Origin of the sequence: Novosphingobium resinovorum (genome assembly GCF_036352595.1) — a bacterium.
Classification (GTDB): domain Bacteria; phylum Pseudomonadota; class Alphaproteobacteria; order Sphingomonadales; family Sphingomonadaceae; genus Novosphingobium; species Novosphingobium resinovorum_B.
Genome location: NZ_JAZFAX010000003.1, coordinates 1 through 20,998 on the forward strand (window position 1 = coordinate 1; position 20,998 = coordinate 20,998).

The window sequence follows — 20,998 nt, forward strand, 5'->3', positions numbered from 1 at the left end:
CTCAGCCGAGCATGCCCGCCATCCGACAGGCCATCATTGACCGAATATCAAGACCTCCGCCAGACCAATGCCCTCATTGCGGTGGGAGCCTATCAGTCACGCATTTCAAACTTCTGCCAAAGTAGTGCTAGGCGGCGATGCCGGCGCGCCCGGCGGCCTTGGCCAGGTAGAGCGAGGCATCGGCGCGCCGGATGGCCGGCTCGACGGAGCCTTCGTCCGCTTCGACCCGCGCTATGCCCATGCTGACGCTCCATCCCGCGCCGGCCTCCCGGTGGATCGCCAGACGCGCCTGCAGCGCCCGCGCGAAGCCGTCGGCATCCTCTCCCGAAGGCACCAGCACGAGGAACTCGTCGCCACCGAGCCGGACGATCTGGCTGGCGCAAGGTGCGGCCAGAAGGCGTGTCTCGCGCACGATGGTGGTGAGGACCGCATCGCCCTCGGCATGGCCGAAGCGGTCGTTGACGGCCTCGAAGTGATCGACGTCGAGCGCGATCACGCCGCTGCCCTGCGCCGCGAAGCGCGGCGCGATGTGCGCGAAGCCGCCCCGGTTCCAGGCGCCGGTGAGCGGATCGCGCAAGGCGGCGTCGCGCAGGCGGCGCTGGACCAGTTCGACCGGGATCGCCAGCAGGCCGAGGTTCAGCACGCCGAGCAGCACCTGGTCCGACAGCATCGCCAGCAGCGCCACCCATTCGGCGCCGGGCGTGGCCCAGATCGTTGCCGCGATCGATCCGGCGTAACCGGGCAGGTAAGCGAGCATCGACAGGCCGGCCATGCGGCGGCCGGAGGACTGCGGGGCCGCTCCGGTGAAGCCGAGGAAGTACCCGCCGAGCCCCATCGAGATCGACAGTCCCAGCGCGTCGCCCACGGTCTGCCAGATGCTGTGGCCGGCCAGCCATCCGGCGGCGGCCAGCGCCTGCGGCAGGCCATGGCCGATCGCGGCGCTGGCGACCGGTACGATCATCCAGCGCGCCCAGGCCCGCTCGCCCTCGAGCAGGCGCGCGCCGGCGACGGGCAGCACGTTGGTCACCCCCAGCAGCGCGTAGAGCATGGTGACGAACACCGCCGCGCCGGGCGGCGTGAACGAGAACGTGAGGATCGCCAGCCCATAGAGCAGCGAGGACAGGCCCCAGCAGGCGAAGTGCCGCTCGCCTCTCTCACGCAGCCACAACGTCATGAACACGACGCCGAAGGCGGTCGAGGCCAGGATGCTGCAAAGGCGGAGAGTATCGACGTCTGGGAAATGCATCCACGGCCCCTTACGGCGCGAGCTTGTGCGGGAAAAGGGTTAACAAGCCGCCAAGCACGGATGGAAGGTTCGATTGAACGAGGCGCTCAAGGCATTTGCCGAGCCGCTTCCGGGTCTGGAAGAAGTTGGCTCCCCGAGTAGGATTCGAACCTACGGCCATTCGATTAACAGTCGAATGCTCTACCGCTGAGCTATCGGGGAGCAGCCTGTCAGTGTCACCACCGCCGGGCAGGGGTGCGCCAATAACAGCTTCCGCAGCCTTGGCAACCCCGTGATGCAGAAAATCTGATCTATTTTCGAAATTTCTCTCAGAGACCGTTTGAGAAATCGCGGAAGAGCGATTTCCAATGCGGCACCGGCCCGCTCCCCCACCCGGCCACCCATAGAATACTGCCGTTGGGTGGCCGGGTGGGGGAGCGGGCCGGTGCCGCAATGCGCCGAAAGGCGCATTCTCAAACGGTCTCTCAGACCTGGAACTGCTCGGCGAAAATGCGCTCCTCCAGCGTGAAGCCGGGGTCGAACAGCAGCGTCAGTTCCTTTTCCGCCGTGGCGCCGATGCGCACGACGGCGACGTCGCGCACTTCCTTCTGGTCCGCGACCGCGGCGACCGGGCGTTTGCCGGGCTCCAAGATGCGAAATTCCACCTGGGCGCTTTCGGGCAGGATCGCGCCCTTCCAGCGGCGCGGGCGGAAGGGGTTGAGCGGGGTCATCGCCACCATGCGCGATCCCAGCGGCAGGATCGGGCCGTGCGCGGAGAGGTTGTAGGCGGTCGAGCCCAGCGGCGTCGCCAGCAGGATGCCGTCGCCCGCCAGTTCCTCCATGCGGACCCGGCCGTTGATGCGGATCTCCAGCTTGGCGGTCTGGCGCGTCTCGCGCAGCAGCGACACTTCGTTGAAGGCGTAGTAGCTGAAGCGCTGGCCGTCCTGCGTCACCGCATTCATGCACAAGGGCCGTACCGGCACCGGATGGGCCTCCGCCACTCGCCGGGCGATGGTCTCGCCATCTTCCAGCGGGCCGTTCATCAGGAAGCCGATGGTGCCCAGGTTCATCCCGTAGACCGGCTTGATGCTGTCATGGTCGAGCAGTTCGTGCAGGACGTGCAGCAGGAAGCCGTCGCCGCCCAGCACCACCAGCACGTCGGCCTCCTGCGGCGACACCCAGGGGTGGGAATCGCGCAGCGCCTTGGCCCCGGCCTGCGCCTTGGCGCTGTCGGAGACGATTAGCGCCAGTTTCGCGTCATTGCTCATCACGTTTCCTGAAAGACCCCTCGGTCCCATTCCGGGACCGGGGCTGTCGAATTTTGAGGGGTTTTGCAAGGGCTTTGGGCTATGGCGAGCCGATGGGCGCCAAACTCACCGATGCACGAATGAACGAAAGGGTCCGCAAGCCGCCGAAGCGGATCGAGGACCGCCTCTCCGGGATCCCCGGACTGGACGCGGTCCACGATCGCATCGCCGCGTGGCGCGAAGACCCGGCGCTGATGCCGCACCTGGCGCATGTCCACGCCATGCTGCTCAGCCTGCGCCGCCTCGACGCGATCAACATGGCTTATGGCGAGGCGGCGGGCGACGGTGCGCTGGAGGAAGTGGCCGCGCGCATCGGCCACTTCGCGGAACAGGAACTCGACGGCCCCTGGTTGCTGGCGCGGGCAGGGGGCGGCAGCTTCCTTCTCGTCGCCAACGAGGCCTGCAGCCGCGAGCGCTGGCAGCTTGTGGCGGACCAGCTGGCCGACATGATCGCGCGGCCGATCCCGGTCAGCACCGGCATGCTGCGCCTCTCGCCGCGCGTCGCGCTGATCCGCGCGCTGACCGGCGAGAGCGTCGAATCGATGCTCGACCGTCTCGGCCACGCGCTGGGCGAGGCCTACGAGCAGGCCGGCACCCGCCTCGCCTGGGCCGATGGCGAGGTGACCCCGCCCGGCCGCTCCGCGCAGCAATTGGAGGCCGACCTCCTCGTCGCCATCGACCGTGATGAGATCGAAGTGCTGTTTCAGCCACAGTTCAATCTCGCCGACGACCGCCTGACCGGCGCCGAGGCGCTCGCCCGCTGGAACCACCCGGAACTCGGCCGTATCGGCGCCGGCGCGCTGTTCGCCATCGCCGAGCGCGCGGACCACATCGGGCCGCTTTCCCGCCATATCGCCCGCAAGGCGATGTTCGCCGCGCGCGCGTGGCCGGGCCAGTTGCGGCTCTCGATCAACGTGACCCCCGCCGATTTGGCCTTCGCCAGCTATACCCGGCAGATGTTCGAGCTGATCCGCGAGACCGGCTTCCCGCTGCGGCAGCTGACGCTGGAGATCACCGAACAGGCCCTCATCGCCGACATCGAGATGGTCGCGCAGACGATGGCGGAATTCTCCGCACAGGGCATTCGCATCGCGCTGGACGACTTCGGAGCGGGGTTCTGCAACTTTCGCTACCTGAAGGTGCTGCCGATCCACTACCTGAAGCTCGACCGCTCGATGATCGACGGCGTAACCACCGACCGCCGCGACGTGGCCGTGCTGCGCGCGATCGTGGCGATGGCGAAGGCGCTGGATCTCGAAGTGATCGCCGAAGGGATCGAGGAAGAAGGCCAGCGAGAGGTCGCCGCGCGCGAGGGGTGCGCGTATTTCCAGGGGTTCCTGCGCGCGCAGCCTATGAGCGCGGCGATGTTTGCCAAGCTGGCCCGGGCTGAAGGGAAGAAGGATAAGAGCAGGGGAGCATAGCCCCCCTGCACCCCCGATACCTGTCGGCGTGGCGCGTGCAGCGGGGTGGGGTGCGCATTGTGGGGTGATTTATCGCCTGCGGCGCCTCATCTCATCATTGCGAGCGTAGCGAAGCAATGACGAAGGGGTAAAAGCGCCGCAGGCCCATGATGGCGACTTTGCAATTGCAGGATGCCAAGGCTGCGCGCGTAACCTCGACATTATACGGGGTGCAGGGGTGGTAAACCCCTGCGCTCAAATCAATGCGCCCCTTGTATCTCGTTACGGGCGGCCTGCGCGATGAAAGCGCTGCGCGTCAGGCTGCGTTCTGCCGCGGCTTTGTCGATCGCGTCGAGTATACCGCGTTCGATCGACAGGTTCACCCGCGCCACGCGATGATCGTTGACGATCCAGGGGACCGCGATCAGCGTGCCTCCATCTTCGCTTTCGATCCCGTCGAGCGGTGTAGGTTCGCGCCAGGGCTGGTCCTCGAACCACAGTTCGAGGGCTTCGCAGGCTTTCGGCAGAATGTCCTCGGCGCGATCGGCGGCGGCGAAGCAGCCGGGCAGGTCGGGGAAGGTCAGGCCGTAGGCACTGTCCTCGTCCTTATGCATGATGGCGTAGAAGTATTTCACGGCAATCGTCCTGTCATAGCCAACCTGCCATTTTCTCGATCGAACGCGCGGTGCCGATCGGCAAATCCTTCTTCGGATGCGGTACGATCAGTGTGCGGTCGTCCTTGCGGTACTTGGCATGTGAGCCTCGGGTCGAGACATGCTGCCATCCTTCGGCCTCAAGCCGTTTGATGATGGCTTTGCTGTCACGATGCATGTGTAAATAAATACACACTGATTGCGGTCAGGACAAGGGGTCACCCCTTGCGCGCCACTGCACTCAGCCCCTTGGTCAGCTGCAGCAACCCGTTGAGCCTGCTTTTCGGATCGCCCCATGCGCGCTGCAGCACCAGCTTGTTGTCCGGCCGCAGCTTTACCGCGCCGTTCAGCCGCTCCGCATAGGCGATCAACCCAGCCGGGTTCGGGAAGCTGTCGTTGTGGAAGCTGACCAGCGTGCCGCGCGGGCCGACGTCGATCTTGGCGATGTGCGCCTCGATCGCCTGCCGCTTGATCTGGATGAGCTGGACGAGGTTCGCGGTGGGCTGGGGCAGGGGGCCGAAGCGGTCAATCATCTCGGCGGAGAGCGATTCGATCTCTCCGCGCGAATCCGCATCGTTCAGGCGGCGGTAGAGCGCCATGCGGACGGCGAGGTCCGGTACGTACTCTTCCGGGATCATGATCGGCGCTTCGACGGTGATCTGCGGGGACAGGCCCGAGGTGTCCTTCTCCAGCCCGACGCCGCCCGCCCGCGCGGCGAGGATCGCGTCCTCCAGCATCGACTGGTAGAGTTCGAAACCGACTTCGCGGATGTGGCCGGACTGTTCGTCGCCAAGGAGATTGCCCGCGCCGCGAATGTCGAGGTCGTGGCTGGCGAGCTGGAAGCCCGCGCCGAGCGAATCGAGATCGCCCAGCACCTTGAGGCGCTTTTCGGCGACCTCGGACAGGGCGCGGTCGGGTGGCGTCGTCAGATAGGCATAGGCGCGCAGCTTGGATCGACCCACGCGGCCGCGCAGCTGGTAGAGCTGGGCGAGGCCGAAGCGGTCGGCGCGGTGGATGATGATCGTGTTGGCGCGCGGAATGTCGATGCCGCTTTCCACGATCGTGGTGGAGAGCAGCACCTCGTACTTGCCTTCGTAGAAGGCGCTCATGCGCTCTTCCACGTCGCCCGCGCTCATCTGGCCGTGGGCGGAGATGTACTTCACCTCGGGCACGTTCTTGTGCAGCCAGTCCTCGATTTCCGGCATGTCGGAGATGCGGGGGACGACGATGAAGCTCTGGCCGCCGCGGTGGTGTTCGCGCAGCAGGGCCTCGCGCATCACCATCTCGTCCCATTCCATCACGTACGTGCGCACCGCGAGGCGGTCGACCGGCGGGGTCTGGATGGTGGAGAGTTCGCGCAGGCCCGACATGGCCATCTGCAAGGTGCGCGGGATCGGCGTGGCGGTGAGCGTCAGCACGTGCACGTCGGCGCGCAGCTGCTTGAGCTTCTCCTTGTGGTTCACGCCGAACCGCTGTTCCTCGTCGACGATGACGAGGCCGAGGCGCTTGAAGCTGACCGTCTTGGAGAGGATCGCGTGCGTGCCGCAGACCACGTCCATGGTGCCGTCCGCCAGCCCGTCGCGGGTGGCCTTGGCTTCCTTTTCGGGCACGAGGCGCGAGAGGCGGCCGACGTTGAGCGGGAAGCCCGCGAACCGGTCCGCGAAGCCGGAGAAGTGCTGGCGCGCCAGCAGTGTGGTCGGCGCGACGACAGCGACCTGCTGGCCCGCCATCGCGGCGACGAAGGCGGCGCGCAGGGCCACTTCGGTCTTTCCGAAGCCAACGTCGCCGCAGACGAGGCGGTCCATCGGGCGGCCGCTGGAGAGGTCTTCCAGCGTATCGGCGATCGCGGCTTCCTGATCCTCGGTTTCAGCCCAAGGGAAGCGGTCGACGAACTGGTTGAAGCTTGATTCCTCGGCGACGAGCGCGGGCGCCTCGCGCAGTGCGCGTTCGGCAGCGGTCTTCATCAGTTCGCCCGCGATCTCGCGGATGCGCTCCTTCAGGCGGGCGCGGCGCTTCTGCCATGCCTCGCCGCCCAGCTTGTCGAGCGCTACGCCTTCCGCCTCGCTGCCGTAGCGCGAGAGGACGTCGAGGTTCTCGACCGGGATATAGAGCTTGTCGCCGCCGGAGTAGGTCAGCATCACGCAGTCATGCGGGCTCTTGCCGACCGGGATCGACTGCAGGCCTTCGTACCGGCCGATGCCGTGATCCATGTGGACGACGAGATCGCCCGGCGTCAGCGCCGCCAGTTCGGCAAGGAAGGCGTCGGAATCCTTCTTCTTTTTCTTCCGGCGGACAAGGCGGTCGCCCAGGATGTCCTGCTCGGTGATGACTTCGACGGAATCGTTGGAGAAGCCGGTCTCCAGCGGCAGCACCAGCGCGGCGGAGCGACCCTGCACGGCAAGACCCAGCGCTTCCTGCCAGGTCTCCGCGACGCGCGGCTCGGGGCCTTTCGCTTCGCCGAGGATCGAGACGAGGCGGGCGCGGCTGCCGGGCGAGTAGGCGGCGAGGATCGCCTTGCGGCCCGACTTGGCTATGGCGTGGAGGTGCTTGGCGGCCGCCTCGTAGGCATTGTCTCCTCGCGCGCGCTCGGGGGCGAAATCGCGTGCGTTGCTGAAGCCGAAGTCGATCACCTTGCCGCTTTCCGGCTGGGCGAAGGGATCGGCGCGGTGGACGGGGTGGGCGGCGATCAGTTCGTCCAGCTCGTCCTTGCCGAGATAGAGCGAATCGGTCGCCAGCGGGCGGTAGGAGCCGGCCTTCTGGCCCGAGGTTTCGAGGCGGGCCTTGTGGTAGTCCGCGATGTCGGTGACGCGCTCGTCCACGGCGCCGATCGCGGCGGTGTCCATCACGATCAGGTCGTCGGGGCCGAGGTGGTCGAACAGGGTGACCAGCCGGTCCTCGAACAGCGGCAGCCAGTGCTCCATGCCCGCAAGGCGGCGGCCGTCGCTGACCGCCTGATATAGCGGATCGGCCGTGGCGTTGGCGCCGAACATCTCGCGGTAGCGGGTGCGGAAGCGCTTGACGGTGTCCTCGTCCATCAGCGCTTCGCTGGCGGGCAGCAGCAGGTGGTCGGGCACAGTGCCGCTGGAGCGCTGGGTGCCGGTATCGAACAGGCGCAGGGTTTCCAGCTCGTCGCCGAAGAAGTCGAGGCGCAGGCCGCCCCCCGATCCTTCTCCGGCATTTAGGCCGCTCGGCACGATGTCGAAGATCGAGCCGCGCACCGCGAACTCGCCCGCGTCGATCGCGGTGTCGGTGCGCTGGTAGCCCTGGCGGCGCAACAGGCCGATCAGGCTTTCGTGGCCGATCTCCATGCCGGGCTTGAGCAGGCGCACCGATTCGCGGATGCGGAACGGGGTGAGCACGCGCTGGAGCAGGGCGTTGGTAGTGGTGACGAGAAGCTGCGGCCCCTGCCGCTTCAGCTGCAACGCATGGAGCGCGGCAAGACGGCGAGCGCTGACCGAGAGCGCGGGGCTGGCGCGGTCGTAGGGCAGGCAGTCCCACGCGGGAAACTCGATGACCTCCAGCTCGGGCGCGAAGAACTGCGCGGCGCTGGCGACGGCGCTCATCGCCTGGTCGTTGTCCGCGACGAAGACGGCGCGGCCTTTCGGAGCAATGGCGCGGGCAAGGTCGGCCATGACCAGCGGCTGCGAACCGCGAGTGACCGAAGCGAGGGTCAACGGCGCTGAGGCCGTGATGATGCGGGAGAAATCAGTCATGACAGGGGTGATTGGCGGGATATGCGGGGCGAAGGGGAAATACAATCGTCTTCCCGCGCACGGTGTCATGTCTGCGGATCGCTCCCACTCTCGTCATTGCGAGCGTAGCGAAGCAATCCAGGGCAGTGTTACGCTGCCCTGGATTGCTTCGCTACGCTCGCAATGACGAACGGTAGCTGCGAGAAATGGAGAGCATCATGACCACCCTCGAAGGCAAGCGCGTACTGATAACCGGCGCATCGAGTGGGCTGGGCCGCCATTTTGCGCAGGTGCTGAGCGTCGCCGGTGCCCATGTCGTGCTCGCGGCCCGGCGCATGGATGCGCTGGAGGAACTGGCCGCCGAGATCGGCGATGCCACCTGCGTATCCCTCGACGTCACCGATCCTGCCAGCATCCGCGAGGCCGCCCGGCAGGCAGTCGCCATCGACGTGCTTGTCAACAACGCGGGCGTATCCAGCGCCCAGCCGGTGCTCGACGCGACGGTGGAGGACTACGACCACATCATGAGCGCCAACCTGCGCGGCGCCTTCCTCGTCGCCACCGAAGTAGCGAGGGGCATGCGCGATCGGGGAGAAGGAGGGGCAATTGTCAACATCGCCTCGATCCTCGGGCTCGTGCAGGGCGGCCAACTGGCGGTCTATGCGATGAGCAAGGCGGGCGTGGTGCAGATGACCAAGCAGATGGCGCTGGAACTGGCGCGATATGGTATCCGCGTGAATGCACTGGCGCCGGGCTATTTCGCCACGGACATGAACCGAGATTTCCTCTCCAGCAAGTTGGGCGAGGCGATGTCCAAGCGCATTCCGCAGCGGCGCTTCGGTAATTTCGAGGATCTCGACGGGCCGCTCATGTTGCTGTGCTCGGATGCCTCGCGCTACATGACCGGGGTGGTGATCCCGGTCGATGGCGGGCACCTGCTGGGCGGTCTCTAGTCGCGCCCGTTCAGTCTCTGGGAATCTCGACGTAATCGAGCTTCATCATCCTATCGATCATCGGCCCGCGATATTCCTCGGGCACGGACATCGTGCCGAGCGCCCAGCCCATGATATCGACATCTTCCTCTTCGATGATGGTCTCGAACAGGGTGATGTCCTCGTCCGACCATTCGGCGTGGAAGCGGTCGAAGAAGCAGCCGATCATGTAGTCGGCCTCGCGGGTGCCGCGATGCCAGGCGCGGAACTTGAGGCGGGCGAGGCGAGGCGTGAGTTCGGTCATGCCCGCGCCGTTACAATGCGGTGTCAGGCTCGGCAACTCCTGTAGTGCGAAGCGGAGGGGGCTTCGACAGGCTCAGCCTGAGCGGAATAGGGAAGTTTGCACCAAGTCCGCTCACCCTGAGCTTGTCGAAGGGTCAGGCACAGCCTGTCGAAGCCCCTCGATCAAAGATCAGCCATGCAGGATGCGCGTAATCTCCTGCGCGGGACGACCGGCGAGGTTCTTGGGCACCTCGGCCACCAGCACGTCCTTGAGCTGCTTGTGATAATGCCTGCGCATCTCGCCCAGCGAGCGCGGGTCGGCAACGACCACCAACTGGTCGATCTCACGCGAGAGCACCTGGCTGTTCAGCCATCCCGTCACCGCCGCGACGTGGGCGCTTTCATCGAGCGCGTCGTTGCTGCCGTCGCCGGTGCGGGCCTGATGACGGGTGGGGCCGTCGAGACGGCGAGCACCGGCGCTGAAGTTGGTCGCCTCCAGTTCGGGTACGTCCATCGCCGCCAGTCGGGGTTCGGCTTCCGCCCCCGTATTGCGATAGAGTTCGAAGTTCTCTCCGTCGACGATCGCGAACACGGTTCCGTTCGGCAAGAGCATGGGCTTCTCCTTCATTGTTACAGGGGAGCCAACCGCACGATGACGGACAAGGTTCCGGCCGCTCTGGCGAAACGGTCCCCACTCGCGCTAAGAGGCGCTCGTCATGCGGCCTGAAGCTCTCAATTCCCTGTTCGTCGAAGTCGAGGCGCTGGAAGGCGTCGGTCCCAAGCTGCGCAAGCCGCTGGAAAAGCTGGGGCTTACCCGGATCAGGGATCTTGCGTATCACTTGCCCGACCGCTTCGTGGAGCGGCGCGCGATCACCAACCTCGACGAGGCGGGTGTGGGCGAGAACGTCATCGTCGCGCTCACCGTTCGCGAACACCGCTCGCCCAGCGGACGCGGCCCGTTCCGCGTGATCGCCGAGGACGCGGCGGGCAACATCTGCACCGTCACCTATTTCGGCCGTGCCTCCTATACGGGCAAGAAGCAGCTGCCCGTCGGCGAGACGCGCTGGGTGGCGGGGCGGATCGATCAGTACGGCCAGATGCTCCAGATCGTGCACCCCGAACATGTGTCGGAGGATTCCTCCGCGCCGATCGGGCAGTTGTGCGAGGCGGTCTATCCTCTGTCCGAAGGTCTGACGCAGGGCCGCGCGGCCTCGCTGGTGGCGCAGGCACTGAAGGCGCTGCCCGAGCTTCCCGAATGGATCGAGCCCAGCCTCACCGCCAAGACCGGCTGGCCGCTCTGGCGCGAGGCGCTGACCGAGGCGCATCGCGGCGTCAACGGCCCCGCGCGCGACCGGCTGGCCTACGACGAACTCTTCGCCAATGCGCTGGCGCTGATGCTGGTGCGCGAAAGCAACCGCTCGCAGCGCGGCACGCCGCTGGTCGGAGATGGCTCGCTGCGCGCGAAGCTGAAGCTCCCGTTCGCGCTGACCGGCGCGCAGGCCCGCTCGATCGGCGAGATCGAGGGCGATCTGGCGCAAGCCTCGCCGATGCTGCGGCTGCTGCAGGGCGACGTGGGATCGGGCAAGACGGTTGTGGCGCTGTCCTCGATGCTGATCGCGGTGGAAGCGGGCGCGCAGGCCGCGCTGCTGGCTCCGACAGAAATCCTCGCCCGCCAGCACTACGAGACGCTCTCGCGCATGCTGCAGGGCACCGGCGTCGAGATCGCGCTGCTGACCGGGCGCGACAAGGGCAAGGCCCGCGAGGCGATCCTGATGGGCCTTTTGGGCGGCGCGATCCAGATCGTTGTCGGCACGCACGCGATCTTCCAGGACAGCGTCGCGTATAAAAACCTCGCGCTGGTGGTGATCGACGAACAGCACCGCTTCGGCGTCGGCCAGCGGCTGATGCTGGCGCGCAAGGGCCGCCGCGCGCCGCATACGCTGGCGATGACCGCGACGCCGATCCCGCGCACGCTGACTTTGGCGCAATACGGCGAGATGGAAGTCTCCAAGCTCGACGAACTGCCGCCGGGCCGTCAGGCGATCGATACCCGCGTCGTCGCGGTAGAGCGCATGGATGACGTCGTCGGCGCCCTGACGCGCCACATCGAATCGGGGCAGCAGGCCTACTGGGTCTGCCCGATGGTGAACGAGAGCGAGACCGACGACCTTGCCGCCGCCGAGGCGCGTTATGCAGCGCTCAAGGAGCGCTTCGGCGATACCGTGGCACTGGTCCACGGCCAGCTGCGGCCCGAGGTCAAGGACGCGGCGATGGAGCGCTTCGCCCGGGGCGAGGCCAAGCTGCTGGTCGCGACCACGGTGATCGAGGTCGGAGTCGACGTGCCCAATTCCACGCTGATGGTGATTGAGCAGGCCGAGCGCTTCGGCCTTGCCCAGCTGCACCAACTGCGCGGGCGCGTCGGGCGCGGTTCGGGAAAGTCCACCTGCCTGCTGCTGCGCGGCAACCAGTTGTCCGAAACCGGCCGCCAGCGCCTCGCCCTGATGCGCGAGACGCAGGACGGCTTCCGGCTTGCCGAGGAGGATCTGCAACTGCGCGGCGGCGGCGAACTGCTTGGCACGCGGCAGTCGGGCGACACGCCGTTCCGCATCGCCAGCCTCGAACAGATCACCAAGCTGCTGCCGCTTGCGCACGATGACGCGCGCTTGCTGATCGAGCGCGATGGCGGCCTTGCCGGTCCGCGCGGAGAGGCGGCGCGGCTGCTGCTCTATCTATTCGAGCGCGACTGGGGCGTGCAGCTGCTGCGCTCGGGCTGAGCCTGCAGCGGTAACGTGCCTTGCCCATGGCGGAGCACGGCTTGTTCTCACACACGGCAGACTGGTAAGACAGATCTTGCGAAACCGGAAAAACCGGTCGGACCGCAGGGAGGGATACCGTTGGACCGTGCACAGGACGAATCGCCGTCGCCGCGCCTCTATCGCAAGGTTGCGGCGCGACTGATGGACGAGATTCGCGCCGGGCGCCATCCGGTCGGCGCGCGCATGCCGGCCGAGCGGGACTTGTCGCTGACCATGGGCGTCAGCCGCCCCGTCGTGCGCGAGGCGCTGCTGGCGCTGGAGGTCATGGGCGTGGTGGAGGTCCGCATCGGGTCGGGCGCCTATGTCCTGCGGCTGCCGGAGGACGAGCCCCGCTCCCCGGCCGAGGTGACGCCGATGGAACTGGTGCAGGCGAGGCTGATCTTCGAGGGCGAAGCCGCCTCGCTCGCCGCCGCCAACATCACCGACGAGGAACTGGCGCGGCTGGACAGCGCCGTCGCCGCGATGCGTCGGGAAGACGGCTCGTTCGAGGACTGGCAGGCGGGGCTGACCGATTTCCACATGACCATGGCCCATGCCACCCGCAACCTCGCGGTGGAGCGCAGCGTGCGCGACTTGTGGGACATGCGCTCGCGCTCGACGGAATGTCGCCGGATGCTGGAGGAAGCCCGTAGCCGCAACTACCGCTACAGTCTGCAGCAACACGTGGAGATTCTCGCCGCCCTGAAGGCGCGCGACCCGGCGCGGGCGCGAGCGGCGGTGCGGATGCATCTGGAAGGCTCGATCGAGCACGTGCTGATGGCGATCGAGGAACGCGCCGTCGCGGATGCGCGGGCGAGGGTGGCGGAAATGCGCTCGCGCTATTTTTCGCGCTGAGACGTGTAAAAGTCGGGGCCTGAAACGACGAACGGCGCGTCTTGCGACGCGCCGTTCTCGTGTAAAGTGGTCGGGGAAAGAGGATTCGAACCTCCGGCCCCTGCCTCCCGAAGACAGTGCTCTACCAGGCTGAGCTATTCCCCGACCGGAGGGGCAATCCGAAGACCGCCCCGGGCAGGAGGGCGCCTATATAGGGCACTTCCGGGGGTGGCAAGGGGCTTTTCGGCAAAAACTTCAACCTTGTGAAAATGGTGGCTGATTGCGCTGGGGAGCATCGCGCGCGGGTGCTTTCGCCGGCGCGCGCGGGCGGATAGTCTGATGCCATGACCACGACCGCGCTTCGCACCGCCTCCACCGCAACCCCGCATTGGGAATGGCAATACCTCGATCTCATGCGCCGTATCTGGGAGCAGGGCGACGAGCGGCTCGATCGCACCGGGGTCGGCACGCGCTCGGTGTTCGGCGCAACGATCCGGTTCGACCTTTCGGGCGGGGCGATGCCGCTGCTCACCACCAAGCGCATCTACTGGAAGACCGCCACGCGCGAGATGCTGTGGTTCCTGACGGGCAACACCAATATCCGTCCGCTCTGCGCGCAGGGGGTGGAAATCTGGACCGACTGGCCGCTCGACCGCTATCGCCGCGAAACGGGCGAGGAGATCAGCCGCAAGGACTTCTCCGCGCGAATCGTGGCGGACGAGGTGTTCGCTGACGCCTGGGGCGATCTCGGCCCGGTCTACGGCAAGCAGTGGGTGGACTGGGACACGTATGAGCCTGTCGGCGAAGGTCTGTTCCGGCGCGGTCCCGGCATCAACCAGGTGGCTCAGGTGGTCGAGAGCCTGCGCAAGAACCCCGGCAGCCGTCGCCATATCATCGAGGGATGGAACGTCGCCGAACTCGATTCGATGGCGCTGCCGCCGTGCCACAAGACCTACCAGTTCCACGTCGCGGACGGGCGGCTCTCGTGCCTGCTCTACCAGCGCAGCTGTGATCTGGGCCTCGGCTTCGCGTTCAACATGTGGTCGCTGGCTTTGCTGACGCGGATGATGGCGCAGCAATGCAACCTTGAACCGGGTGAGGCCGTTTGGACCGGTGGTGATGTCCACTTGTACCTCAACCATGCGCAGCTGGTGGAAGAACAGCTCTCCCGCCAGCCCGCAGGCGAGGCGACGATGGCTATCGTCCGGCGCCCGGATTCGATCTTCGATTACCGCATCGAGGACTTCGAAGTCGCCGGCTACGCGCCGCAACGCCATATCGCCGCACCGGTCGCGGTCTGAATTGACATTACCAAGGTTTGAAATAATATGACCGAACCGTAGAATTTTGCATCCCAAGGTTTCTACGGCCCGACCTTGGCGGGAGAGCTTGAAAATGGCCGAAAATACGGCAGCCGACAGGACACCGGGGCGGGGAAATCTACCGCCCTTGGAACTCTACGTACCAGAGCCGCGCTACCGGCCCGGCGATGTCGTCGATTATTCGCATCTGCCCGTTCCGCCCGCCGGACAACTGGCTCGGCCGGACGAGAATTGCCCGGCCAGCGAGACGTGGCCGATGACGACCGACATGATTCGCGTCCTCGATGACGATGACCGCGCGGTCGGCCCCTGGAACCCCGGTCTCGACGCCGAGACGCTGCGGCGGATGCTGCGCACGATGGCCTTGACCCGCGCCTTCGACGACCGGATGTATCGCGGGCAGAGGCAGGGCAAGACCAGCTTCTACATGAAGTGCACCGGCGAGGAGGCGATCTCGGTCGCCTGCGCGATGGCGCTGGCGAGCGACGACATGGTGTTTCCCAGCTACCGCCAGCAGGGCATCCTGATTTCGCGCGGCTACCCGCTGCGCGACATGGTGAACCAGATTTATTCCAACCGCGCCGACCCGCTGAAGGGCCGTCAGTTGCCGATCATGTATTCGGCCAAGGACTACGGGTTCTTCTCCATTTCCGGCAACCTTGCCACGCAGTTCCCGCAGGCGGTGGGCTGGGCGATGGCCAGCGCGATCAAGGGCGACACCCGCATCGCCACCGCCTTCATCGGCGAGGGATCGAGCGCCGAGGGCGATTTCCACGCGGCGATGACGTTCGCGGCGGTCTACAACGCCCCGGTGGTGCTCCATGTCGTCAACAACCAGTGGGCGATCTCCAGCTTCTCCGGCTTTGCGGGCGCCGAGCGCACGACGTTCGCCGCGCGCGCGACCGGCTACGGCATCGCGGGCCTGCGCGTGGACGGCAACGATGCGCTGGCGGTCTATGCCGCGATGGAATGGGCCGCCAACCGCGCCCGCGCCAACCAGGGCCCGACGCTGATCGAGCACTTCACCTACCGCGCCGAGGGGCACTCCACCTCGGACGATCCCAGCGCCTACCGCTCCGCGCAGGAGCGCGAGGAATGGCCGCTCGGCGATCCCGTCATGCGGCTCAAGAACCACCTCATCGCCGCCGGCGAATGGTCCGAGGAGCAGCAGGAGGCGATGGACCGCGAACTCGTCGAACTGGTCAAGGTCGCCACCAAGGAGGCCGAGAAGAACGGCGTGCTCGGCCACGGGTTGCACCACCCGTTCCACACCATGTTCGAGGACGTCTTCGAGGAACTGCCCTGGCACCTCGAGGAACAGGCCGCGCAGGCCATCCGCGAGCGTGAGACGAAGTGGCCCGAATGGAAGGGAGACGGCGCATGACCGAGGAAGACGCGGTGAGCCTCCACGACGCGCCCACCCGCCCGATGAACATGATCGAGGCGATCAACGACGCGCTGGACATTATGATGGGCCGCGATCCCGACATCGTCATCCTGGGCGAGGACGTCGGCTACTTCGGCGGCGTGTTCCGCGCCACCGCCGGCCTGCAGAAGAAGTACGGCCGCAACCGGGTGTTCGATTCCCCGATCAACGAATGCGGGATCGTCGGCGCGGCGGTGGGCATGGCGGCTTACGGTCTGCGTCCGGTGCCGGAAATCCAGTTCGCCGACTACATCTATCCCGGCCTCGACCAGCTCGTCTCCGAGGCGGCGCGCATGCGCTATCGCTCGGCGGGCGAGTTCACCTCGCCGATCACCATCCGCTCGCCCTTCGGCGGCGGCATCTTCGGCGGGCAGACCCACAGCCAGAGCCCCGAGGCGCTGTTCACGCATGTCGCGGGCCTCAAGACGGTGATTCCGGCGACCCCCCACGATGCCAAGGGCCTGCTGATCGCGGCGATCGAGGATAACGACCCGGTCGTGTTCTTCGAGCCCAAGCGCATCTACAACGGCCCGTTCGACGGCTATTACGACAAGCCCTCGCGGACCTGGAAGGGCCACCCCGGCGGGCTGGTGCCCGAGGGGTACTACAAGACCCCGCTCGGCAAGGCGCGGATCGTGCGTGAGGGGCAGGCGCTGACGGTGCTGTCCTACGGCACGATGATCCACGTCGCCGAAGCGGTGCTGGCCGAGAAGGGCATCGATGCCGAGATCATCGACTTGCGCACGCTGGTTCCGCTCGACATCGAGACTGTGGAAAAGTCGGTGCAAAAGACCGGGAAATGCCTGGTGATACACGAGGCGACCCGCACGTCCGGCTTCGGCGCCGAACTGGTGACGCTGGTTCAGGAGCGCTGCTTCTATCACCTCGAAGCCCCCGTCGAGCGCGTGACCGGCTTCGACACGCCGTATCCGCACAGCCTCGAGTGGGCCTATTTCCCCGGTCCCGTCCGCATCGGCGAGGCGGTCGATCGGCTCATGAAGGAATAACTGGGATGGGACGCTACATTTTCCGCCTGCCCGACATCGGGGAAGGCATCGCCGAGGCCGAGATCGTCGCCTGGCACGTCAAGGTCGGCGATACCGTCGAGGAAGACGGCCGCCTCGCCGACATGATGACCGACAAGGCCACCGTCGAGATGGAAAGCCCGGTCTCGGGCAAGGTCGTCGAAGTGGCGGGCGAGGCGGGCGACGTGATCGCCATCGGCTCGCCGCTGGTGGTGATCGAGATCGAAGGTGCCGGGAACGAAGAGGGGCGTGCGCCTGCGCCGAAGGCGGCGGTGGTCGAGGAGCGGATCGAGGTCGAGACGCCGGATGCCGGGGATGTCGAGCGGGCAGTGGCCGGTGCTTCGACAAGCTCAGCACGAGCGGAGGTGGTTGCAGAGCCTCTTCCTGCTCCCACACCCACACTTACACCGGCTCAGGCTGAGCTTGTCGAAGCCCGCGCGCCCACGCCCGCGGCAAAACCCGTCCCTCATGCCAAGGTTCTCGCCAGCCCCGCCGTGCGCCAGCGTGCCCGTGATCTCGGCATCGACCTTGGCGAAGTGCGCTCCGCTGAGGACGGCCGGGTGCGCCATGCCGACCTCGACGCCTTCCTCTCCTACAACGCGCAGGGCGGCTTCCAGCCCGCAGGCGCGAAGGGCAAGGACGAGCAGGTCCGCGTGATCGGCCTGCGCCGCCGCATCGCCGAGAACATGGCCGCCTCCAAGCGCAACATCCCGCACTTCGCCTATGTCGAGGAGTACGATGTCACCGCGCTGGAGGAGACCCGCGCGCAGCTCAACGCAGGCCGGGGCGACAGGCCGAAGCTGACGATGCTGCCGTTCCTGATCACGGCGATCTGCAAGCTGCTGCCCAGGTACCCGATGCTCAATGCGCACTACGACGACGAGGCGGGCGTGGTGACGCGCTATGGCTCGGTGCATCTGGGCATGGCGGCGCAGACCCCGGGCGGCCTGATGGTCCCGGTGATCCGCGACGCACAGGATCGCAACTTGTGGCAGCTGGCGGCGGAGATCACCCGCCTCGCCAACGCCGCGCGCGATGGCTCGGCGAAGTCTTCGGAGCTTTCGGGCTCGACGATTACCGTGACCTCGCTCGGCCCGATGGGCGGGGTGGCGACCACGCCCGTCATCAACCGCCCTGAAGTCGCCATCATCGGCCCCAACCGCATCGTCGAGCGGCCGATGTTCGTGAAAGGCGCCGACGGCACCGAACGCGTCGAGAAGCGCAAGCTCATGAACATCTCGATGAGCTGCGATCACCGCGTGGTGGACGGCTGGGATGCGGCGAGCTTCGCGCAGGATCTTCGCAAGCTGATCGAGGCGCCGGCGCTGATTCTCGCGGGGTAGCGTTACCTCACCACCCCGGCATAGGCGATGCGCCCCTGGCCCAGCGCGGCGTAGCTGGCGGGGATGCGCCAGCGTACGTGCGTGACGTCCTCGGGCGTCGCCGCGTGGCCGTCCACGCGCATTGTTTCCAGCCGGCCCCAGGTGCGTCCGCCGTCGACCGAGACTTCCTGCATGTCGCTGGCACTGCGCTGGTAGGCGAGGCGGGCGGGCAGGGGGTTGGTCAGCATGAAGCCGCCGGTGCCGCGCATCCGTTTCCACGTCACCACCGTGACCACCCGGTCCCCGCGCGCGAGCATGCTGGCAGGTTCGAGGCGGCGTCCGTTGTGCCGGTCCACCCGCTCCACGAAGACGGCGCTGTCGGTGGTCACCAGCGATCCGGTCTGCGCCGTGGCGGGTTGGGCCTTGGCGGGCTGGACCCCAGCTGAAAACACGGCGGTGACGGACAGCAGGCATAGGGCGTGCTTGGCTGCAATCACGGATATTCTCCCCCGACCGCCCCATGCGGCCTGCGGAAAGACTGGGCCTACACTAGCGAAAATATGGTTAATTTCGGCGCCTCCCGAAAAAATCGAAAACCCTTCCGCAAAGCCGTTGACAGCCCTGCGAGGCTGGCCTAGTGGCGGCGCTCCCAAGCGGACGCAACCGTTTCAAACGCGGGTGTAGCTCAGTTGGTTAGAGTGCCGGCCTGTCACGCCGGAGGTCGCGGGTTCGAGCCCCGTCACTCGCGCCACTTGGGAAAATCCTGACTGTTCACGCAGTTAGGTCCGGGAAACCGGAAAGACATATCATCGCTGCGCGGGTGTAGCTCAGTTGGTTAGAGTGCCGGCCTGTCACGCCGGAGGTCGCGGGTTCGAGCCCCGTCACTCGCGCCACTTCTTGATGAAGTGGTTCCAGCAGCGATCGAACGAACAGGCCGGGCTTACGCTCGGCCTTTTTCGTTTCGGGCTTTCATTCGCCGAGAGGCGCGCTCCACCGCCCGGTTTCCATCCAGATCAGGAATCGCTTGAGCGGCAGCAACCACACCACGCCCAGCACGATATAGACCGGCGTCTGCGCCAGGGCATGCCACCCGCCGATGACGCGTGGAACGAAGCTGGCGACGAGGATGGAATAGATGGCCAGCGCGACGACCAGCAGGAGTACCCCGAAGGGGATTCGCCAGGTCGGTGTCTCGCGCATGCATGGTCCTCTCTAGACGTTATATATCCGTGTCGGCGTGACCACGGCGGCGAGAGGCCGGTCGTGAGGCTCGACGGGCAGTTCCTCGGCCAGTTGGCAGTCCCATGCAAGCCCGATCGCGATGGCGTGCGGATGCGCGGCCAGCCAGCGATCGTAATGGCCGCCGCCCTGGCCGAGGCGATGGCCATCGGCAGTGAAGGCGACCAGCGGCACGACGACGACGTCTGGCACCGTGATCTCGGTGTCGGCGGCAGGCTGCGGCGCACGCCAGGGGCCGGGGGCGAGGTTCCCGTCGTCCCACGGGTTGTCCCAGATGCGGAATTCCATCGCGGCGGCGCGTGCGGCGAAGAACGGCAGGGCGACGCGGCGCCCGTTCTCGGACAGCCATCGCGCCCAACCGAGCGCAGGCGCTTCGGAGCCGACGGGATGGTACAGGCCCACCGTGGCGCCCTCGGGGATCAGGCCGGCCACCGGCGCGGGCGGGCGGTTGAGGATCAGCGCGCGCAGGTTTTGCGGCAGCGCCTCGACATGCGCGGCGCGGGTCTGGCGGAAGTGCTTGCGCAGGGCCGCCTTCTCGTCCGATATTTCGATGGCCTGAGAGGTCATGGCCGGAGAATTTATGGGGGGTGACGGGTCCACCATGGGTCGTTTCCTAGAAATCCTCTGACGCCTCGACGTCAGGTGGGGACCATGTGTTCCGGACCAGGATCCGGGCAGGGACAGCCCCCAATGGATTGCTTATAGCCTCAGGGATGTTCGAACGGCACGTGCCGGGCAGATCCCGTCCCGCCCTATCTAGGCGTTCGCCGCGTCAGTCTCAAGGAGGTCGGCGAGATTTTCGACGCGCGCGGCGATCCGCACCAGCCTTTCGGCGAATTGCGGCGGGATCGCGGGCACTTCGACCGGAACTTCCATGGGCAGTTGCGGCTGCGGTTCGGGGCGGGAGCGCAGTTCGTGGAGTTCGTCCGCCATCATCAGCGCGGCGAACAGCAGCATGCGGGTCTCGGTCTGGCCGACCGCGCCCGAGGCGCTTGCCTTCGAATCGATCAGCCGCGCGAGCCGCAGGATATGCGCTTCCTCGCCGTCCGCGCAGGCCAGCATGAATTCGCGCCCGCCGATGCCGAGTGTCACGTTACCCATCGTGCCGCTCCGTGCGGTCGCGGGTCGCCAGCAGTTCGTCGAGCCCCGCCAGCGACTGCGCGACGCTCGCCTTCAACTCCTCGTGACGACGCCGCAGCCCCGGCCCTTGCGCTATGCATGCGGGGGCAGCGTTCTCGATCCGCGCCAGCGCGGCCTCGATCCGGTCGAGCGCGTGCAGGGATGCCGCGAGCGGGGAGGGGGCCTCCTTGGTGGCCACGTCGATCGCCTTGTCCATGTATCGTGCGCTGCGCCGCTCCAGTCCTCGCGGCAAGGACTTGGCGGCGGTTGTTCACAATCTTCTCGTGAAGGGCTGCCTCAGTAGTGCGCGACTTGCGGCAAACCGACGATACTGCATGTCGGAAGCGGGAAATCGGGCGCTGAACTTGACGAGAGGCGACCTCTCCCTAAAGGGGGTCGCGAAAACCGAATCGATGCCGCATTTT

The 20,998-nt window shown here is 66.6% G+C and carries 20 protein-coding genes and 4 tRNA genes; 10 read left to right on the forward strand and 14 right to left on the reverse strand.

What is annotated here, in order from left to right; all coding sequences use genetic code 11:
- Positions 1–127: 127 nt before the first annotated feature.
- The 3 genes from V2S85_RS04275 to V2S85_RS04285 form a co-directional block, all read right to left on the reverse strand.
- The gene (locus tag V2S85_RS04275; RefSeq protein WP_330701639.1) at positions 128–1,246 is read right to left on the reverse strand and encodes a GGDEF domain-containing protein; all 1,119 of its coding nucleotides are present in this window, start codon (positions 1,244–1,246) and stop codon (positions 128–130) included.
- Between the two features lie 126 nt (positions 1,247–1,372).
- Positions 1,373–1,447 (reverse strand) — tRNA-Asn (locus tag V2S85_RS04280).
- A 263-nt stretch (positions 1,448–1,710) separates the two neighbouring features.
- Positions 1,711–2,493, reverse strand: a complete 783-nt coding sequence (locus tag V2S85_RS04285) for an NAD kinase (protein WP_330701640.1) — start codon at positions 2,491–2,493, stop codon at positions 1,711–1,713.
- Between the two features lie 119 nt (positions 2,494–2,612).
- Here V2S85_RS04285 and V2S85_RS04290 point away from each other — a divergent pair, with 119 nt between their 5' ends.
- Entirely contained in the window at positions 2,613–3,953 is a 1,341-nt protein-coding gene (locus V2S85_RS04290) for a GGDEF domain-containing phosphodiesterase (RefSeq protein WP_330701641.1), read from the forward strand.
- A gap of 239 nt (positions 3,954–4,192) precedes the next feature.
- On the opposite strand, the gene V2S85_RS04295 is transcribed toward V2S85_RS04290, so the two are convergent.
- The 3 genes from V2S85_RS04295 to mfd are packed head-to-tail and all read right to left on the reverse strand — an operon-like array spanning position 4,193 to position 8,298.
- Positions 4,193–4,567, reverse strand: a complete 375-nt coding sequence (locus V2S85_RS04295; protein ID WP_271181039.1) for a type II toxin-antitoxin system HicB family antitoxin — start codon at positions 4,565–4,567, stop codon at positions 4,193–4,195.
- 13 nt (positions 4,568–4,580) lie between these two features.
- Positions 4,581–4,763 (reverse strand): type II toxin-antitoxin system HicA family toxin, encoded by a 183-nt coding sequence (locus V2S85_RS04300; protein WP_330701642.1) that lies wholly within the window; start codon positions 4,761–4,763, stop codon positions 4,581–4,583.
- Positions 4,764–4,803: 40 nt separating this feature from the next.
- Entirely contained in the window at positions 4,804–8,298 is a 3,495-nt protein-coding gene (gene mfd, locus V2S85_RS04305) for a transcription-repair coupling factor (RefSeq protein WP_330701643.1), read from the reverse strand.
- A gap of 197 nt (positions 8,299–8,495) precedes the next feature.
- Here mfd and V2S85_RS04310 point away from each other — a divergent pair, with 197 nt between their 5' ends.
- Positions 8,496–9,230: an SDR family oxidoreductase gene (locus V2S85_RS04310; RefSeq protein WP_330701644.1), complete on the forward strand. Its 735-nt coding sequence runs from the start codon at positions 8,496–8,498 to the stop codon at positions 9,228–9,230.
- Between the two features lie 10 nt (positions 9,231–9,240).
- Here V2S85_RS04310 and V2S85_RS04315 read toward each other — a convergent pair whose 3' ends face one another.
- Together V2S85_RS04315 and V2S85_RS04320 are read right to left on the reverse strand one after the other, a co-directional pair.
- Positions 9,241–9,513, reverse strand: coding sequence for a succinate dehydrogenase assembly factor 2 (locus V2S85_RS04315; RefSeq protein ID WP_008832324.1), 273 nt, complete (start codon positions 9,511–9,513; stop codon positions 9,241–9,243).
- 168 nt (positions 9,514–9,681) lie between these two features.
- Complete coding sequence (locus tag V2S85_RS04320) at positions 9,682–10,104, reverse strand: host attachment protein (protein ID WP_008832325.1); 423 nt, start codon at positions 10,102–10,104, stop codon at positions 9,682–9,684.
- A 103-nt stretch (positions 10,105–10,207) separates the two neighbouring features.
- On the opposite strand from V2S85_RS04320, the gene recG reads away from it, so the two are divergent.
- A complete protein-coding gene (recG, locus tag V2S85_RS04325; protein ID WP_330701645.1) occupies positions 10,208–12,265 on the forward strand; it encodes an ATP-dependent DNA helicase RecG in 2,058 nt (685 codons plus the stop codon).
- A 120-nt stretch (positions 12,266–12,385) separates the two neighbouring features.
- On the forward strand, positions 12,386–13,141 hold the full coding sequence (locus tag V2S85_RS04330) for a FadR/GntR family transcriptional regulator (RefSeq protein ID WP_330701646.1): 756 nt from the start codon (positions 12,386–12,388) through the stop codon (positions 13,139–13,141).
- A 67-nt stretch (positions 13,142–13,208) separates the two neighbouring features.
- Here V2S85_RS04330 and V2S85_RS04335 read toward each other — a convergent pair.
- A tRNA-Pro gene (locus V2S85_RS04335) sits at positions 13,209–13,285 on the reverse strand.
- 179 nt (positions 13,286–13,464) lie between these two features.
- Between V2S85_RS04335 and thyA the strand changes: the two genes are divergently transcribed.
- The 4 genes from thyA to V2S85_RS04355 all read left to right on the forward strand — a co-directional run bounded on the left by thyA (position 13,465) and on the right by V2S85_RS04355 (position 18,236).
- Complete coding sequence (gene thyA, locus V2S85_RS04340; RefSeq protein ID WP_330701647.1) at positions 13,465–14,421, forward strand: thymidylate synthase; 957 nt, start codon at positions 13,465–13,467, stop codon at positions 14,419–14,421.
- A 94-nt stretch (positions 14,422–14,515) separates the two neighbouring features.
- On the forward strand, positions 14,516–15,826 hold the full coding sequence (locus V2S85_RS04345) for a 3-methyl-2-oxobutanoate dehydrogenase (2-methylpropanoyl-transferring) subunit alpha (protein ID WP_330701648.1): 1,311 nt from the start codon (positions 14,516–14,518) through the stop codon (positions 15,824–15,826).
- Positions 15,823–16,875, forward strand: coding sequence for an alpha-ketoacid dehydrogenase subunit beta (locus V2S85_RS04350; protein ID WP_330701649.1), 1,053 nt, complete (start codon positions 15,823–15,825; stop codon positions 16,873–16,875). Before V2S85_RS04345 ends, V2S85_RS04350 begins: the two co-directional genes overlap by 4 nt.
- Before the next feature lie 5 nt (positions 16,876–16,880).
- A complete protein-coding gene (locus tag V2S85_RS04355) occupies positions 16,881–18,236 on the forward strand; it encodes a dihydrolipoamide acetyltransferase family protein (protein WP_330701650.1) in 1,356 nt (451 codons plus the stop codon).
- Between the two features lie 2 nt (positions 18,237–18,238).
- Here the strand turns inward: V2S85_RS04355 and V2S85_RS04360 are convergent, their stop codons facing one another.
- Positions 18,239–18,712, reverse strand: coding sequence for a hypothetical protein (locus V2S85_RS04360; RefSeq protein ID WP_330701651.1), 474 nt, complete (start codon positions 18,710–18,712; stop codon positions 18,239–18,241).
- 177 nt (positions 18,713–18,889) lie between these two features.
- Here V2S85_RS04360 and V2S85_RS04365 point away from each other — a divergent pair.
- Together V2S85_RS04365 and V2S85_RS04370 are read left to right on the forward strand one after the other, a co-directional pair.
- A tRNA-Asp gene (locus V2S85_RS04365) sits at positions 18,890–18,966 on the forward strand.
- Positions 18,967–19,031: 65 nt separating this feature from the next.
- Positions 19,032–19,108: transfer RNA gene (locus V2S85_RS04370), tRNA-Asp, on the forward strand.
- 76 nt (positions 19,109–19,184) lie between these two features.
- On the opposite strand, the gene V2S85_RS04375 is transcribed toward V2S85_RS04370, so the two are convergent.
- From V2S85_RS04375 to V2S85_RS04390, 4 genes are all read right to left on the reverse strand, one after another.
- Positions 19,185–19,415: a DUF2842 domain-containing protein gene (locus tag V2S85_RS04375; RefSeq protein ID WP_330701652.1), complete on the reverse strand. Its 231-nt coding sequence runs from the start codon at positions 19,413–19,415 to the stop codon at positions 19,185–19,187.
- Positions 19,416–19,427: 12 nt separating this feature from the next.
- Positions 19,428–20,021 carry a 5-formyltetrahydrofolate cyclo-ligase gene (locus V2S85_RS04380; protein WP_330701653.1) on the reverse strand — a complete coding sequence of 198 codons (594 nt, stop codon included), beginning with the start codon at positions 20,019–20,021 and terminating at the stop codon, positions 19,428–19,430.
- A 189-nt stretch (positions 20,022–20,210) separates the two neighbouring features.
- A complete protein-coding gene (locus tag V2S85_RS04385; protein ID WP_330701654.1) occupies positions 20,211–20,555 on the reverse strand; it encodes a cell division protein ZapA in 345 nt (114 codons plus the stop codon).
- Positions 20,548–20,772, reverse strand: coding sequence for a hypothetical protein (locus V2S85_RS04390; protein WP_330701655.1), 225 nt, complete (start codon positions 20,770–20,772; stop codon positions 20,548–20,550). The genes V2S85_RS04385 and V2S85_RS04390 overlap by 8 nt, the downstream gene beginning before the upstream one ends.
- Positions 20,773–20,998 lie beyond the last annotated feature (226 nt).

Excerpts from the sequence above, each read along its gene's own strand:
- V2S85_RS04275 (WP_330701639.1), bottom strand. The coding sequence starts at position 1,246 with ATGCATTTCCCAGACGTCGATACTCTCCGCCTTTGCAGCATCCTGGCC.
- V2S85_RS04285 (WP_330701640.1), bottom strand. The coding sequence starts at position 2,493 with ATGAGCAATGACGCGAAACTGGCGCTAATCGTCTCCGACAGCGCCAAG.
- V2S85_RS04290 (WP_330701641.1), top strand. The coding sequence starts at position 2,613 with ATGAACGAAAGGGTCCGCAAGCCGCCGAAGCGGATCGAGGACCGCCTC.
- V2S85_RS04300 (WP_330701642.1), bottom strand. The coding sequence starts at position 4,763 with ATGCATCGTGACAGCAAAGCCATCATCAAACGGCTTGAGGCCGAAGGA.
- mfd (WP_330701643.1), bottom strand. The coding sequence starts at position 8,298 with ATGACTGATTTCTCCCGCATCATCACGGCCTCAGCGCCGTTGACCCTC.
- V2S85_RS04310 (WP_330701644.1), top strand. The coding sequence starts at position 8,496 with ATGACCACCCTCGAAGGCAAGCGCGTACTGATAACCGGCGCATCGAGT.
- V2S85_RS04315 (WP_008832324.1), bottom strand. The coding sequence starts at position 9,513 with ATGACCGAACTCACGCCTCGCCTCGCCCGCCTCAAGTTCCGCGCCTGG.
- V2S85_RS04320 (WP_008832325.1), bottom strand. The coding sequence starts at position 10,104 with ATGCTCTTGCCGAACGGAACCGTGTTCGCGATCGTCGACGGAGAGAAC.
- recG (WP_330701645.1), top strand. The coding sequence starts at position 10,208 with ATGCGGCCTGAAGCTCTCAATTCCCTGTTCGTCGAAGTCGAGGCGCTG.
- thyA (WP_330701647.1), top strand. The coding sequence starts at position 13,465 with ATGACCACGACCGCGCTTCGCACCGCCTCCACCGCAACCCCGCATTGG.
- V2S85_RS04345 (WP_330701648.1), top strand. The coding sequence starts at position 14,516 with ATGGCCGAAAATACGGCAGCCGACAGGACACCGGGGCGGGGAAATCTA.
- V2S85_RS04350 (WP_330701649.1), top strand. The coding sequence starts at position 15,823 with ATGACCGAGGAAGACGCGGTGAGCCTCCACGACGCGCCCACCCGCCCG.
- V2S85_RS04355 (WP_330701650.1), top strand. The coding sequence starts at position 16,881 with ATGGGACGCTACATTTTCCGCCTGCCCGACATCGGGGAAGGCATCGCC.
- V2S85_RS04375 (WP_330701652.1), bottom strand. The coding sequence starts at position 19,415 with ATGCGCGAGACACCGACCTGGCGAATCCCCTTCGGGGTACTCCTGCTG.
- V2S85_RS04380 (WP_330701653.1), bottom strand. The coding sequence starts at position 20,021 with ATGACCTCTCAGGCCATCGAAATATCGGACGAGAAGGCGGCCCTGCGC.
- V2S85_RS04385 (WP_330701654.1), bottom strand. The coding sequence starts at position 20,555 with ATGGGTAACGTGACACTCGGCATCGGCGGGCGCGAATTCATGCTGGCC.